The sequence below is a fragment of the Kytococcus schroeteri genome (assembly GCF_002847825.1).
In the GTDB taxonomy this organism is placed as follows: Bacteria; Actinomycetota; Actinomycetes; order Actinomycetales; family Dermatophilaceae; genus Kytococcus; species Kytococcus schroeteri.
Genome location: NZ_PKIZ01000025.1, coordinates 8,183 through 21,645 on the forward strand (window position 1 = coordinate 8,183; position 13,463 = coordinate 21,645).

13 protein-coding genes and 2 pseudogenes are annotated in these 13,463 nt (G+C 71.3%); 6 read left to right on the forward strand and 9 right to left on the reverse strand.

The annotated features are described in order from the left end of the window. Both CYJ76_RS12560 and CYJ76_RS10675 read right to left on the reverse strand, forming a co-directional pair. Positions 1-486: hypothetical protein (locus CYJ76_RS12560; RefSeq protein ID WP_180802286.1), on the reverse strand; the 486-nt coding region annotated here is incomplete at its 3' end. Between the two features lie 33 nt (positions 487-519). After that, positions 520-1,176: a hypothetical protein gene (locus CYJ76_RS10675; RefSeq protein WP_101850066.1), complete on the reverse strand. Its 657-nt coding sequence runs from the start codon at positions 1,174-1,176 to the stop codon at positions 520-522. A 316-nt stretch (positions 1,177-1,492) separates the two neighbouring features. Here CYJ76_RS10675 and CYJ76_RS10680 point away from each other — a divergent pair, with 316 nt between their 5' ends. Next, positions 1,493-3,760 (forward strand): HelD family protein, encoded by a 2,268-nt coding sequence (locus CYJ76_RS10680; RefSeq protein WP_101850067.1) that lies wholly within the window; start codon positions 1,493-1,495, stop codon positions 3,758-3,760. 7 nt (positions 3,761-3,767) lie between these two features. On the opposite strand, the gene CYJ76_RS10685 is transcribed toward CYJ76_RS10680, so the two are convergent. Continuing rightward, entirely contained in the window at positions 3,768-4,421 is a 654-nt protein-coding gene (locus CYJ76_RS10685; protein ID WP_101850068.1) for a hypothetical protein, read from the reverse strand. 56 nt (positions 4,422-4,477) lie between these two features. Beyond that, positions 4,478-4,777, reverse strand: a pseudogene (locus CYJ76_RS10690) (adenylosuccinate synthetase); the annotation flags it as partial. A gap of 36 nt (positions 4,778-4,813) precedes the next feature. On the opposite strand from CYJ76_RS10690, the pseudogene CYJ76_RS12260 reads away from it, so the two are divergent. The 4 genes and pseudogenes from CYJ76_RS12260 to CYJ76_RS10705 form a co-directional block, all read left to right on the forward strand. Continuing rightward, a pseudogene (locus tag CYJ76_RS12260) lies at positions 4,814-4,978 on the forward strand (ATP-binding domain-containing protein); the annotation flags it as partial. A 272-nt stretch (positions 4,979-5,250) separates the two neighbouring features. Further along, entirely contained in the window at positions 5,251-6,261 is a 1,011-nt protein-coding gene (locus tag CYJ76_RS10695) for a Fic family protein (RefSeq protein WP_238138227.1), read from the forward strand. Between the two features lie 190 nt (positions 6,262-6,451). Next, positions 6,452-7,621, forward strand: a complete 1,170-nt coding sequence (locus CYJ76_RS10700; RefSeq protein ID WP_144043082.1) for a chymotrypsin family serine protease — start codon at positions 6,452-6,454, stop codon at positions 7,619-7,621. Positions 7,622-7,626: 5 nt separating this feature from the next. Continuing rightward, entirely contained in the window at positions 7,627-8,019 is a 393-nt protein-coding gene (locus tag CYJ76_RS10705) for a hypothetical protein (RefSeq protein ID WP_101850071.1), read from the forward strand. Positions 8,020-8,078: 59 nt separating this feature from the next. Here the strand turns inward: CYJ76_RS10705 and CYJ76_RS10710 are convergent, their stop codons facing one another. Beyond that, a complete protein-coding gene (locus CYJ76_RS10710; RefSeq protein WP_101850072.1) occupies positions 8,079-9,416 on the reverse strand; it encodes an adenylosuccinate synthase in 1,338 nt (445 codons plus the stop codon). A gap of 143 nt (positions 9,417-9,559) precedes the next feature. Between CYJ76_RS10710 and CYJ76_RS10715 the strand changes: the two genes are divergently transcribed. Next, positions 9,560-10,189 (forward strand): GNAT family N-acetyltransferase, encoded by a 630-nt coding sequence (locus CYJ76_RS10715; protein ID WP_101850073.1) that lies wholly within the window; start codon positions 9,560-9,562, stop codon positions 10,187-10,189. Between the two features lie 9 nt (positions 10,190-10,198). Here CYJ76_RS10715 and CYJ76_RS10720 read toward each other — a convergent pair whose 3' ends face one another. The 4 genes from CYJ76_RS10720 to CYJ76_RS10735 form a co-directional block, all read right to left on the reverse strand. Beyond that, positions 10,199-11,263, reverse strand: a complete 1,065-nt coding sequence (locus tag CYJ76_RS10720) for an FUSC family protein (RefSeq protein ID WP_101850074.1) — start codon at positions 11,261-11,263, stop codon at positions 10,199-10,201. Between the two features lie 140 nt (positions 11,264-11,403). Further along, entirely contained in the window at positions 11,404-11,826 is a 423-nt protein-coding gene (locus tag CYJ76_RS10725; RefSeq protein ID WP_101850075.1) for a DUF3151 domain-containing protein, read from the reverse strand. Then, positions 11,826-12,866: a class II fructose-bisphosphate aldolase gene (fbaA, locus tag CYJ76_RS10730; RefSeq protein ID WP_101850076.1), complete on the reverse strand. Its 1,041-nt coding sequence runs from the start codon at positions 12,864-12,866 to the stop codon at positions 11,826-11,828. The genes CYJ76_RS10725 and fbaA overlap by 1 nt, the downstream gene beginning before the upstream one ends. A gap of 112 nt (positions 12,867-12,978) precedes the next feature. Further along, the coding region (locus tag CYJ76_RS10735) for a TrmH family RNA methyltransferase (RefSeq protein ID WP_101850077.1) at positions 12,979-13,463 on the reverse strand (485 nt) is incomplete at its 5' end.

Sequence of the window (13,463 nt, forward strand, 5' to 3'; positions counted from 1 at the left end):
GGTGGCGTGGGCGTTCTCACCGTCGGCCACGATGTGGGCGCCCGACCAGGTGCCGTAGATGCCCAGGCCGGCGCGCTGGCGGTGGGCCACGGTGGCGGTGGCGACGCCGTCGGTGCCCACCTTGGCGTCGGTGGCGCCGGAGAACTTCACGCGCAGGGAGCCGGAGGAGGGGGTGGCGGTGGTGGACACGTAGGACTGCGTACCGGAGGTGCGGCCCGCCACCGAGGGGGCGTCCACCACGCGGAAGCGCAGGGTCACCTGGTAGCCCTCGGGCAGGGCGTAGCGGGACTCGTTGGCCACCGTGAACTGGCCGGTGCTCATGGCGCCGGGCACGGGGGTGGTGACGGTGACGTTGGAGGCCTTGAGGTCGATGACCTCGTTGCGGGTCTCGTACACGTGCTCCGGCTCGGCGTGGGCGGCGGTGGCGGCCCCGGTGGCGGCGGCCACGATCGCGCCGAGGGCGGAACGGCGGGTCAGTGTGTTCATGCGCAGATCTCCTGGGTGTGTGGTCGGTGGGGCTCAGTAGCGGCTCTCGGGCAGCTCGCCGTCGGCGTACTGCTCCACGCGGACGTCCTTGGCGGTGGGGGCGGTGCCCGAGACCGGGGTGGGCTGGCTCCAGGTGCCGTCGAGCTTGCAGTACTGCTGGGTGCCCTTGAAGCTCACCGTGTTGAAGCCGTAGGTGGCGCGGGCGGCGTAGCCCGGCTTCACGTCGACCGGGCCGATGGTCTGGCCGGTGGTCCAGCTCATCGTGTAGCTGAAGCCGGGCTGGATGGCCTGGGTCCAGGTGGCGGCGATCTCGCCGCTGCCGTTGTCGCCGCTGCCGGTGCCACCGACGGTGAACGAGCGCGAGAAGTCACCGTCGAGCTTGAGGGTGAACGACTGGGTGGCGCTCAGCTCCTGGGTGAGCGGGATGGGCTTGTCGCTCAGGTTGGTGGTCTGGATGGCGCCCACCGGGGTGAAGCTGGTGCGCACCTCGGTGATGTGGGTGCGGTACTGCTCCCAGGCGTTGCAGACGGGCTTGTCGTTGAGCAGGTTGGAGCGGACCGGCCCGGCGTTCTTGATGTGCCAGACGTCGGCCTCCTTCCAGGACGAGTCGGCCTGGGCGGCGGTGGTGGCGGTGCCCGCCAGGCCGGTGGCCAGGGCGGCGGCTGCAGCGGCGATGCGCAGGGTCCTCATGGTTCTCTCCTGTGGGTTCGCGAGGTGTGGACGGGGGTCGGGCGCTGGTGCGATCTGCCCGGAGCCGCACACGCTAGGAGCGTCACAGGTGCGGAAATGACCATCCGCAGGAGATTTCACTAATCATTTACCGAACATTTACCCTCACACCTGAGGAATAGCCCCACAAATCATTCCGCCGTGAAATGAATACGTGGCCTGGCTCACTTCTCCGGCTCCCGCGCCGAGCCCCGGCCGCCACACCCGGGCACGGCTCGCCCGCCCGTAGACTTGAGGGCCGTTTGCCCGAGGGCCACCACCGAGCAGGAGACCGCAGTTGAGCACCCCCCGTGAGCAGGACCCCGTCGCCGAGCGCGAGATCGCCCTCGAGCAGGCGCACGTCGACCGGGTGCACGCCGAGCTGGCCAAGGCCGCCGAGCGCGCCGGCCTGGTGGAGGCCGAGGGCCTGGCCCGCGGGCGCACCATGCGCACCGGCGACGTCCGCGACGAGGAGATGTCCGGCCTGTTCGAGCGCGACGCCCTGGTGTTCAGCAGCCACAAGCGCCGCACGTCCCTGGAGATGGAGCACGAGGGCCTGGTCTTCGGCCGCCTCGACCTCGACCACTCGATGCCGGACGCCGGCCCCGCCGAGGGCGACGCCCCCACCGTCGAGGAGGTCCGCTACATCGGCCGCCTGGGTGTGCGCGACGACGACTACGAGCCCCTGGTGGTGGACTGGCGTGCCCCGGCCGCCAGCGCCTTCTACCGGGCCACGCCCGTGCAGCCCCACAAGGTGGTGCGCCGCCGCGTGCTGCGCTGCCGCGCCGAGCAGGTCATCGGCATCGAGGACGACCTCATGGTGGCCGAGCCGCCGGCCGACCTGCCCGTGGTGGGCGACGGCGCGCTCATGGCCGCCCTCACCCGCTCCCGCGGCGGGCGCATGCGCGACATCGTGGCCACCATCCAGCAGCACCAGGACGAGGCGATCCGCGCCGAGGCCCGCGGCGTCACCACCATCACCGGCGGCCCGGGCACCGGCAAGACCGTGGTGGCCCTCCACCGCGCCGCCTACCTGCTCTACACCGACCGGCGCCGCTACGAGCACGGCGGCGTGCTCGTCATCGGTCCCAGCGCGGCCTACACCGCCTACATCGAGCGCGTGCTGCCCACCCTGGGCGAGGACTCCGTGGCCCTGCGCGCCGCCGGCGACGTGGTGGACGGCCTCACCGGCGTGCGCCTGGACACCCCCGAGGCCGCCGCCGTGAAGGGCGCCCTGCGCATCCGCCGGGTGCTGGCACGAGCCGCCAAGGCCCCCGCCCCGGACGCGCCCACCGAGCTGCGCACCTTCGTCAGCGGCCACGCCCTGCGCATCGACGAGAAGGCGCTGCGCCGCATCCGCAATACCGTGCTGCGGGGAGCCAAACGCAACGACGCCGCCGCGGCGGCACGCGAACTGCTCTCCCGGGAGGCGTGGACGCAGGCCCGCTCGCAGATGTCCGGTGAGGTGCTGCGCGAGGACCGGGAGCGCTTCTTCGACCGCTTCGAGGACTCCCGCGAGGTGGACGCCTTCATGGAGTCCTGGTGGCGCCCCGTGGACCCCCGCGAGGTGGTGCTCTGGCTCGCCGACGCCGAGCGCCTGGCCGACTGGGCCCGCGACCTGCTGGACGCCGACGAGCAGGCCGCGCTGGCGGCATCGATGCAGGTGGCCCTGGACACCGGCACCTGGTCGGTCGCCGACGCGGCCCTGGTGGACGAGGTGGCCGCGCGCATCGGTGAGCCCCGGGTGGAGGTGGACACCGAGCGCGGCTTCTACGAGGTGGAGGAGCTGGAGGACGCCAGCCAGTACGGCGTGGCCGCGCTCAAGGGCGGCGAGGGGCGCTCCGAGGCCGAGTACCACCAGGTGACGCCGACCACCGCGTGGGAGCGGCTGCTGTACGGCACCGTGGAGCCGCCCGAGGCGTACGCGCACCTGCTGGTGGACGAGGCGCAGGACCTCTCCCCCATGCAGTGGCGCATGCTGGGCCGCCGCGGCCGCACCGCCTCGTGGACCGTGGTCGGCGACGCCGCGCAGGCCTCCTGGCCCGATGCCGCCGAGGCCGCCGAGGCGCGCGAGGAGGCCTTCGGGGCCAAGCCGCGCCGCTCGTTCCACATGGACACCAACTACCGCAACGCCTCGGAGATCTTCGCCTACGCCGCGGACTACATCCGCCGCCACGAGGCCGATGCGGACATCCCGAACGCGGTGCGGGAGACCGGCATCGATCCCACGGAGCACGCCGTGGGCACCTCCGGTCAGGACTCCGGCACCTGGGCCACCGCCGCCGAGGAGGCCGCCCGCGAGCTCACCGGCGCGGTCGACGGCGCGATCGCCGTCATCACGCCGCAGGTGCACCGGGTGGACGTCGAGGCCGCGTGCGAGCCGCTGCGCGCCGAGCACCCGCAGGTGGTGGTCATCGACCCGATGAGCACCAAGGGCCTGGAGTACGACGCCACCGTGGTGGTGGACCCCGAGGAGATCGTGGCCGAGTCCCCCGGCGGCGCGCGCGTGCTCTACGTGGTGTTCACCCGCGCCGCGCACCGGATGGTGGTGCTCACGGAGGGCTGAGGCGGCGTCAGGGCGTCTGGGTCCCCACGGACACGTGCGTGCCGGGAACGGGAGCCACCGAGGCATCCTGGCCCGCCCTCGTGTCGCGGCTGAAGTACCCCCCGCTCTTCCCCTGGACTCGGATCAGCACCCCCCGGTCGCCGACCGCGCTGCTGCTGACCACGGCCTGGGCCACCCGCTGCATCTGCTCATCGGGCACCACCACCGTGACGGTCGAGCCGACGACCATGGCCGGGTGTTCTCGGCTCGGTTCCCCCGCTTCCGCCTCGGGGGCAGCCTGCTCCAGCGCCGTGGCCAGCGCCAGAACGGCCCGGTCGTCCTCCGGGTCGCCGCTGAGCAGGAAGGTCACCCCCTCGCGCTCTCCCACCACGTACTTGGGGTCCCGGTCACCCGGGTCCGCCTCGTGCAGCCCCATCGCCACGGCCAGCACGGCCTCATCCGACGTGCCGTCGGGGAAGTGGAGGGTCGTGGTCACCTCCGGCTCAGCCGAGAAGGCGAGGCCGTCGACCTCATCGCGCGTCGCCGAGTCGACGGACTCCACGTTCGGCTGCTCTGCAGCCCATTCCTCGAAGGCCTTGACCTGGCCCTCGTTCACACCCGACCCGCAGCCTGAGAGCAGGCCGGCCCCCGCCGTGGCCAGAAGAACAACGAGACGCCTCATGCCGCCACGCTAGGTCGGCACGAGGCGTCCTCACATCATCCCGCGGTCAGACGGACTCAGCGCCCCGGGGCCAGCTCGTGGCGCACGATGGACTGCTCGCGGCCCGGGCCCACACCGATCACGCTGATGCGGGTGCCCACGAGCTCCTCCAGACGCAGCACGTAGTCCTGGGCGGTCTGCGGCAGCTCGGAGAACTCACGGCACTCCGAGATGTCCTCGGTCCAGCCCGGGTGGTCCTCGTAGACCGGCTGGGCGTGGTGGAAGTCGCTCTGAGACATCGGCATCTCGTCGAAGTACACCCACTCGCCCTCGGTGCGACCGTCCCCCAAACCGGACGCCTCGGCCACCGGCACCCGGTACCCGCGTGCGAGCCGCTGCGCGCCGAGCACCCGCAGGTGGTGGTCATCGACCCGATGAGCACCAAGGGCCTGGAGTACGACGCCACCGTGGTGGTGGACCCCGAGGAGATCGTGGCCGAGTCCCCCGGCGGCGCGCGCGTGCTCTACGTGGTGTTCACCCGCGCCGCGCACCGGATGGTGGTGCTCAGGGAGAAGTGAGGCCGGGTTCCCACCATGGCCTCACTTGGACTGCTAAGTGAGGCTATGGTGGACCCATGGCCTCAGATCACGGACCCCTTGCACCCGGCCAGTGGCCGGCCGTGACGCACGAGGAGCACCCGTGGGACCTCCACCCGGTGACCGGGCTCAGTCGGCAGGACACGTGGCGTGTGGGGCGGCCCTACCGAGCTGCGGTCCCGCCTCGAATCGCAACTCTGGACCTCCGTGTCTCCCCGGCCGCGGCCGCCCTTGCCGAGGAGGCCGCCGCAGCCGTGAGCGCCTTCGACGCCGAACACGGGGGTGCCGTCGCCCCCTACGCGGCCATCCTGCTGCGTTCCGAATCGGCATCGAGTTCCGAGATCGAGCACCTCTCCGCCTCCGCCCGAAAGGTGGCAGAGGCCCAGGTCAACGGCTCCGGGACGGAGCATGCCGTGATGATCGTCGGCAACGTGGCGGCGATGGAGGCAGCGCTACGCCTCTCCGACCGCCTGGACCCGGAGGCCGTGCTGGCCATGCACCGCGAGCTCATGCGCACGAGCGATCCCGACATCGCAGGGCGGTACCGGGACGACCAGGTGTGGATCGGGGGGTCGGCCCGCCTCGGCGCCGGGTCACCCCACGACGCGGACTTCGTGCCCCCGGTGGCTGACCGTGTGCCCGGGTTGGTCACGGACGTGATGGCGTTCGCCGCCCGCGTCGACCTTCCCGCAGTCGCCCAGGCAGCAGTGGCACACGCCCAGTTCGAGACGATCCACCCGTTCTCCGACGGCAACGGCCGCACGGGGCGCGCTCTGCTGCAGGCGATGCTACGTGCCCACCGATTGACACGTTCGGCGTCGGTACCGCTGAGCTCCGGGCTGCTCAGCGACCCGAATCGCTACTTCGACGCCCTCACCGCCTACCGCGAGGGAGAAGTCGACCCCATCGTCGAGTGCGTCGCCCGCGCGAGCCTGGTGGGAGTCCAGAACGGTCGCGCGCTGGTCGCCGACCTGCAGGCGGTCCGTGCTCTGTGGGCTGAGCTCCTGACGGGGCTGCGTGCCGACGCGGGCGCCCGACGGCTGGCGGACAAGTTGTTCCAGCAGCCCGTCGTCAGTGCCCCCATGGCCCGCGAGCTCCTGCAGATCAGCGCGAACGAGCACCGGCACCTGGACGCCCTGGTCGAGCGCGGCATCCTCAAGACGTCACAGGACCACAAGACGCGCAACCGCACCTGGCGCGCCGACCACGTCCTGAAGGCGCTCGACGACTACGCGGCGCGCGCAGGGAGGCGTCGGCGGGGATAGAAGACCCGCCTGAGGGGTTGCTCCCACCCCACCAGACGACGGCCGGTGGACCTCACCACCGTGCGGGCCGTCGGTCGTACGCCGCACGCTGCCTGCGTTTTTCCGGAAACGCTTGCCGCTAGGGGGGGGGATCCCCTAGATTTCCCTCAATCCTTCACTCGAAGGGGGTTCACGGGAGAAGGACAACACCATGAAATCGAACCGCGTTCCCTTGGCGCTCGCAGGAGCCCTGACCCTACTCTGGTCCGCTGCACACGGCGTGGACCAGTTGGCCATCTCGCCGGAGCAGTCCCGACAGGTCGATGAATTCATCAGCTCACAGGACCTCGGAATTCCCGCCGATGACCTGGCGCGGTACGTTGCAGGGCAGGACGAGTTCGCCGCACTCGTAGACGAACTGCAGCGCGAGATGCCCGACGGATTCGTCGACGCCGAATGGGACGGCCCCAACTCGCGGGGCACCTACATCGCCGTGCGTCCAGACCATTACGATGCGGCGGTGACCGCAGCGAAGGCGTCGGCCCCCTCTGTTACCCCGAGGATTCTGGTGTCCTATTCGGTCCCGGCTACCACGCGCTCTGAAGCGGAGTACGACTTGGTGGACCAAACCGCACGGTTGACCAACGGCGACCAGGATGTTTCGGCAACCATCGACCCCAAGACCAACCAAGCAACCATCACCGTCATGACCCGCCCGGCCACAAGCGCTCGCCAGGCACGATCCGGCGGAGTGTCACCGGAGCACGTGGAACAGCAACTCGAACTGCCCGAGTTTGTGAAGTCCGCTTCAGTCGAGTTCACGGCCAAGGACTCGGGGCCAGAGTTCGGATCCGGCGGAAACTGGAATGGGAACTCCTGCACCGCTGGGTTCACGGCGGTCCGCGGTGGGCGCACTGCCGTGACCACGACAACGCACTGCGGTTCCGCCAGCCGCTATGACGGAGCGACCCTTTCGGCAAGGTCCGTCAGCACGGCGCGCGAAGGCGATGTCCAGAGTTTTCTGGCTGCCGGCGTGTCCAACACCAACTCGCTACGGTACGACTGGGGCAAGCACCGCCGAATTAACCGCTCCTACAATCCTGTCAGAGGGAACGTGGTCTGCCACTTCGGCATCGCCACGGGACACGGGTGCTCCGAAGTAACGTCAACAGGACGCGCGTTCTACTTTGGTGGAATCAAGAAGACGGTGGGAAACCTTGTCTACGTCCGCGGGCACATCACCAGCGGGGGCGACTCCGGCGGGCCGTGGTTCTGGTCTGACCGCGCCCACGGCATCCACATGGGGAACTGTGGGGGCAGTTCGTGCTTCACTGCCATCAGCTCCCTCAGCAAGATCTCGACTCGGGTATACACGGGGTGACGTCCATGAACCGTTTCACCACCCTGCGCTGCGCCGGTGCACTCCTGGGCTGCGCCCTGGCCCTCACCGTCACCACCGCGTGCAGCCAGGAGAAGACCGACGTCGCCACGTGGCAGGGCGAGTGGGGCCACACGGACAAGGGCTACACCGCGACCCTCTCCCGGGCCGACGGGTGTCTGAAGGCCACGGTGGACGGCACGGAGTACATGGCCGTGCTGCCCACCGGGTCGTCCGTGGACGGCGACACGGTGAAGACCCCGCAAAAGGAGTACGAGCTGGGCCTCGAGGTCACGATCGGCGGGTGGGGCACCAGCCGAAAGGAGGCCGAGGACACCGTCTCCGTGACCATCCCCGAGCCCTGCACCGACCAGGCCTCCCGAGTCTGGCTCCTCACCTGAGCCACACACTCGTGGGCCCCGCCGGTTCGTCCCGGCGGGGCCCACGCGTGTGCTCGGTCTCAGCGACCCGGGGCCAGCTCGTGGCGCACGATGGACTGCTCACGGCCCGGGCCCACACCGATCACGCTGATGCGGGTGCCCACGAGCTCCTCCAGACGCAGCACGTAGTCCTGGGCGGTCTGCGGCAGCTCGGAGAACTCACGGCACTCCGAGATGTCCTCGGTCCAGCCCGGGTGGTCCTCGTAGACCGGCTGGGCGTGGTGGAAGTCGCTCTGAGACATCGGCATCTCGTCGAAGTACACCCACTCGCCCTCGGTGCGCCCGTCCCCCAAACCGGACGCCTCGGTCACCGGCACCCGGTAGCCCACGCCGATGCGCAGGGTCTCGAAGCCGGTCAGGGTGTCGAGCTTGGTGAGCACCATGTCCGTCAGGCCGTTCACACGGGTGGCGTAGCGGCCCACCAGGGCGTCGGCCCAGCCGCATCGGCGCGGGCGGCCCGTGGTGGTGCCGAACTCGAAGCCCGCCTCGCGCAGGGCGTCACCGGTCTCGTCGAGCAGCTCGGTGGGGAACGGCCCCTCGCCCACGCGGCTGGTGTAGGCCTTGAAGATGCCCACCACGCGGTCGATGCGTCCCGGTGCCATGCCCGACCCGGTGGACGCACCGGCGGCCACGCAGGACGAGGACGTCACGAACGGGTAGGTGCCGTGGTCGACGTCCAGCATCGTGGCCTGCCCGGCCTCGAAGAGCACGGTCTGCCCGGCATCGAGCGCCCGGGTGATCTCCAGGCCGGAGTCCACCACCATCGGGCGCAGGCGGTCGGTGTAGGAGCGCAGCTCGGCGACGGTCTCCTCCACCTCGATGGCGCGGCGGTTGTAGGTCTTGACCAGCAGCTCGTTCTTGAGCGTCAGCGCCGCCTCGACCTTCTGGCGCAGGATGGACTCGTCGAACAGGTCCTGCACCCGGATGCCGGTGCGGTTCATCTTGTCGGCGTAGGTGGGGCCGATGCCGCGGCCGGTGGTGCCGATCTTGCGCTTGCCCAGGAAGCGCTCCCCCACCTGGTCGAGCGTGGTGTTGTACGGCGGGATGACGTGCGCGTTGGCGCTCACCCTGAGCTTGCTGGTGTCGATGCCGCGGGCGTTGAGCGCCTCGATCTCCTGGAAGAGCACCGAGAGGTCCACCACCACGCCGTTGCCGATGATGGGCGTCACGCCAGGGGTGAGGATGCCGCTGGGCAGCAGGTGCAGCGCGTACTTCTCCCCCTCGATGACCACGGTGTGGCCGGCGTTGTTGCCGCCGTTGAACTTGACCACCTGGTCCACGCGGTCACCGAGCTGGTCGGTGGCCTTGCCCTTGCCCTCGTCGCCCCACTGGGCGCCCACGATCACGATCGCCGGCATGCCGGCTCCCTTCGCCCCGCGCTCGTACGGATCGCCCACGCGGCTCCCGCCCGGGCGTACCGGCCGGCCTCGCTCGTGGCGCTGCCGCACGGGGGCCGGTACCGGGAGAGTCTACCGAGGTCGGCGCGTGCGATGATGGGCGCATGAGCACCTCCTCCCCGTTTCGGCTGGTCCCACCGCCTCCGGGCGGGGGTCCCCTGGTGCACCTGGAATCGCTACGGGCGGAGCACGCCGAGGGCTGGTTCGCCGCGGCGCAGGTGACCGGCCCGGAGGCGTGGGCATGGCTCTCCCGACCGTTCCCCCAGACGCTGGAGGACGCCCGGGCCGACGTCGCCGACGCCCTGGCGGCCCGCGATGCCGGAGCCCGGCTGCCGCTGGCCCAGCTGGACGCGGTGACCGGCGAGTTCCTCGGGACGACCTCCTACTACGCGCCGGACGCGGCGGTGCGGTCGGTGGCGGTGGGCTTCACCTGGCTGGCAGGGAGCCGGCACGGGCGCGGGCACAACGCGGACTCCAAGCTGCAGATGCTCGGGCACGCCTTCGAGGGGCTGGGCGCGGAGGTGGTCGTCTGGCACGCCGACGCACGGAACACCCGGAGCCGGGCGGCCATCGAGCGGCTCGGCGCGCGGCACGACGGGGTGCTGCGGCACCACAGGCGGCGCCCGGACGGGACGGTGCGCGACACCGCCTGCTACTCGATGCTGGCCACCGAGTGGCCCGCGGCGAGGGAGCGTCTGGCCGCGCGGGTGCGCGCCGCAGCGGCCGGCGCCTGAGCCCGGGGCTCAGTCGTCGCGGGAGGCCCGGCGCAGCATCGCCATGACCGCCCGGTCCGCGCGCCGCTCGGCCGCGGTGCGCCACAGGTAGACCACGACCATGCCGCACAGGGCACCGATCACGGTCTCGATCGCCCGGGCCTGCAGCAGGTCCGAGGTGTCCGTGGGGTGCGAGAGCTGGATCATCAGCAGCGCCAGCGGGGTGACGAAGAGCAGCGCCACCGAGTAGTTGCGCCCGATGAACATCTCCGCCAGCCACTGGAAGAGCACGACGAACACCACCAGGTGCCAGACCTGCAGCTGCATGGACAGGACGAAGGCCGTGACACCCACGCCACCGATGGTGCCGATCATGCGCTGCACCCCACGCTGCAGCCGCGCCCGGTGCGTCGGGGCCGCGATGGGCGCCGCGGAGGCGATCTGCGCCCAGTACGCGTGGCTCATGCCGCTGGCCGCCCCCAGCAGGCCCGACAGGGTCGAGGCTGCGAGGAACCGCCCACCGTGCGCCACCAGCTGGGCCCGGGTCAGCGGGTCGGCCGGCGCAGGCGGGGTCCTCACGTCACGCGGGCCCTCGCCCACGTAGCGCCAGAGCACACCCAGCACCACCGAGAGCGTCGCCGAGGCGGCCGCCACCCCCATCGCCAGCAGCGGCGGGGCCACCGCATCGGGTCCCATGGAGGCCACCGCGCCGGAGGCGAACATGAAGAACAGCGCCCCGGCGGGGTGCAGGTTCCACCCGGCGGCCAGCGCCGAGCCCACGCCCGCCACGAGCGCGGTGAGCACCAGCGGGGCCCAGTCCCCCGCCCCGGACAGCGCGACGAGGGCACCGAGACCCACGGAGACCACGAACATGCTGCCCGCCCGTAGCTGGTCGCGCAGCCGCTCGCGCGTGGGCCGGTGCCGCGCGTACAGCGAGGTGAACGCCCCGAAGCTCGCGTAGATGGAGAGGTCCTTGTGTCCCGTCGCCACGAGCACCACCAGCGGGATGGCCACCGACAGCGCGATGCGCACGGCCGGCACGAGGTCGCGCTCCCCCGGGGCGACCTGGAGCATCTCGCGGACGGCATGGGGCATGCAGGACCTCCGGCATCACGGGGGGGGTGGGGGGACATCGTGATGATAGGGACCCGGGAACGCCGACGGCCGCCCTGGCTGGCAGGACGGCCGTGGGTGTGAGGCAGATGACGCGGGCGGGTCGACCGCGGCTGCCGGCGTCAGGTGGCGGGGCGCTCGATGCCGAGAGCCCTCGCCGCGGTGGCCGAGGAGTCCGCGAGGAACTCGGCGCAGCGGCGCTCCTCATCGGTCTCGCCGATCTCGCCGGCGGCCTTGCTCAGCGTGGCCAGGCAGCGCAGGAAGCCGCGGTTGGGCTCGTGCTCCCACGGCACCGGGCCCTGGCCGCGCCAGCCGGCGCGGCGCAGCGCGTCCAGCCCGCGGTGGTAGCCGGTGCGGGCGAAGGCGTAGGCCTCCACCACGAGGCCGTCCTCCAGGGCGGCCCCGGCGAGCTCCGCCCAGGCCGCCGAGCTGGTGGGCCGCGCGGCAGCCACCATGCGGGCGTCCTGACCCTGCTCGAGGGCGGCGGTCGCCGGGTCCTCGGGCAGCTCGGTGGGCGGGATGCCCAGGAGGTTCTCGCCCGGCATCAGCGGTGGGTCCCGGCGGAGCGCAGGTTCTCGCACGCGGTCACGATGCGGGCCGCCATCGACTCCTCGGCCAGCTTGCCCCAGGCGCGCGGGTCGTACTGCTTCTTGTTGCCCACCTCGCCGTCCACCTTCAGCACGCCGGCGTAGTTCTCCATCATGAAGCCGGCCACCGGGCGGGTGAAGGCGTACTGGGTGTCGGTGTCCACGTTCATCTTCACCACGCCGTAGTCCACCGCGTCGGAGATCTCCTGCTCGGTGGAGCCCGACCCACCGTGGAAGACCAGGTCGAACGGCTTCTCGGCCACCGAGGAGTGCTTGCTGGGGCCGAACTTCTCCACGACGGCGGCCTGCGCCTGCTGGAGGATCTCCGGGCGCAGCTTGACGTTGCCCGGCTTGTAGACGCCGTGCACGTTGCCGAAGGTCAGGGCGGCCATGTAGCGGCCCTTCTCGCCCATACCCAGCGCCTCGACGGTGGCGATGGCGTCCTCGGGGGTGGTGTACAGCTGGTCGTTGATCTCGTTGGCGACGCCGTCCTCCTCGCCGCCGACCACACCGATCTCGACCTCGAGGATGATGTCCAGCGCGTTGCAGCGCTCCAGCAGCTCCTGCGCGATCGTGAGGTTCTCGTCCAGCGGCACCGCGGAGCCGTCCCACATGTGCGACTGGAACAGGGGCGTGCCGTGGGCCTTGTACTCGGCCTCGGAGGCCTCCAGCAGCGGGCGCACGAAGCCGTCCAGCTTGTCCTTGGGGCAGTGGTCGGTGTGCAGCGCGATGTTCACGTCGTAGTTCCTGGCCACCTCGCGGGCGAAGGCGGCGAAGGCGCGGGCGCCGGTGATCATGTCCTTGACAGTGGGGCCGGAGAAGTACTCCGAGCCGCCGGTGGACACCTGGATGATGCCGTCGGAGCCCGCCTCGGCGAAGCCGCGGATGGCGGCGTTCAGGGTCTGCGAGGAGCTCACGTTGATGGCCGGGTAGGCGAACTTCTCCTTCTTCGCCCGGTCCAGCATGTCGCGGTAGACCTCGGGGGTTGCGATGGGCATGTGGTTCTCCTCGTGTGTCCGTTCCGGCGGGCCGGGGCACCGTGGCCCGAGGGCGCGGTGCCGTGCGCCGGCCATCTTGTCAGAAGCCCCGCCGGCGGGCCGGTGGGCCGGCTCAGGCGGGCAGGCCGTGCACGTGCTGGCGCACCCAGGCGTGCATGGCGATGGCGGCCGCCGCGCCGGCGTTGATGGAGCGCGTGGACCCGAACTGCTCGATGTGGAGCACGGCCTCGCAGTGCGCCAGCACCTCCGGGGTGAGGCCGGGCCCCTCCTGCCCGAACACCAGCACGCACTCGGCCGGCATCGTGTACCCCTCCAGCGGCACGGAACCCGGCAGGTTGTCGATGCCGAGCACCGGCAGCCCGGTGCCCCCGTCACGCCGCGGCGCGGCGGCCGCCCACGCGGCCAGGGCCTCGGCGTCGGCGTGGTGGTGCTCGTGCTGGTACCGGTCGGTCACCATCGCCCCGCGCCGGTTCCACCGCCGCCGCCCCACGATGTGGAAGGCCGCCACGTTGAACGCGTTGGCGGTGCGGATCACCGAGCCGATGTTGAAGTCGTGCCCCCAGTTCTCCACCGCCACGTGCAAGCCGGTGCGGCGGG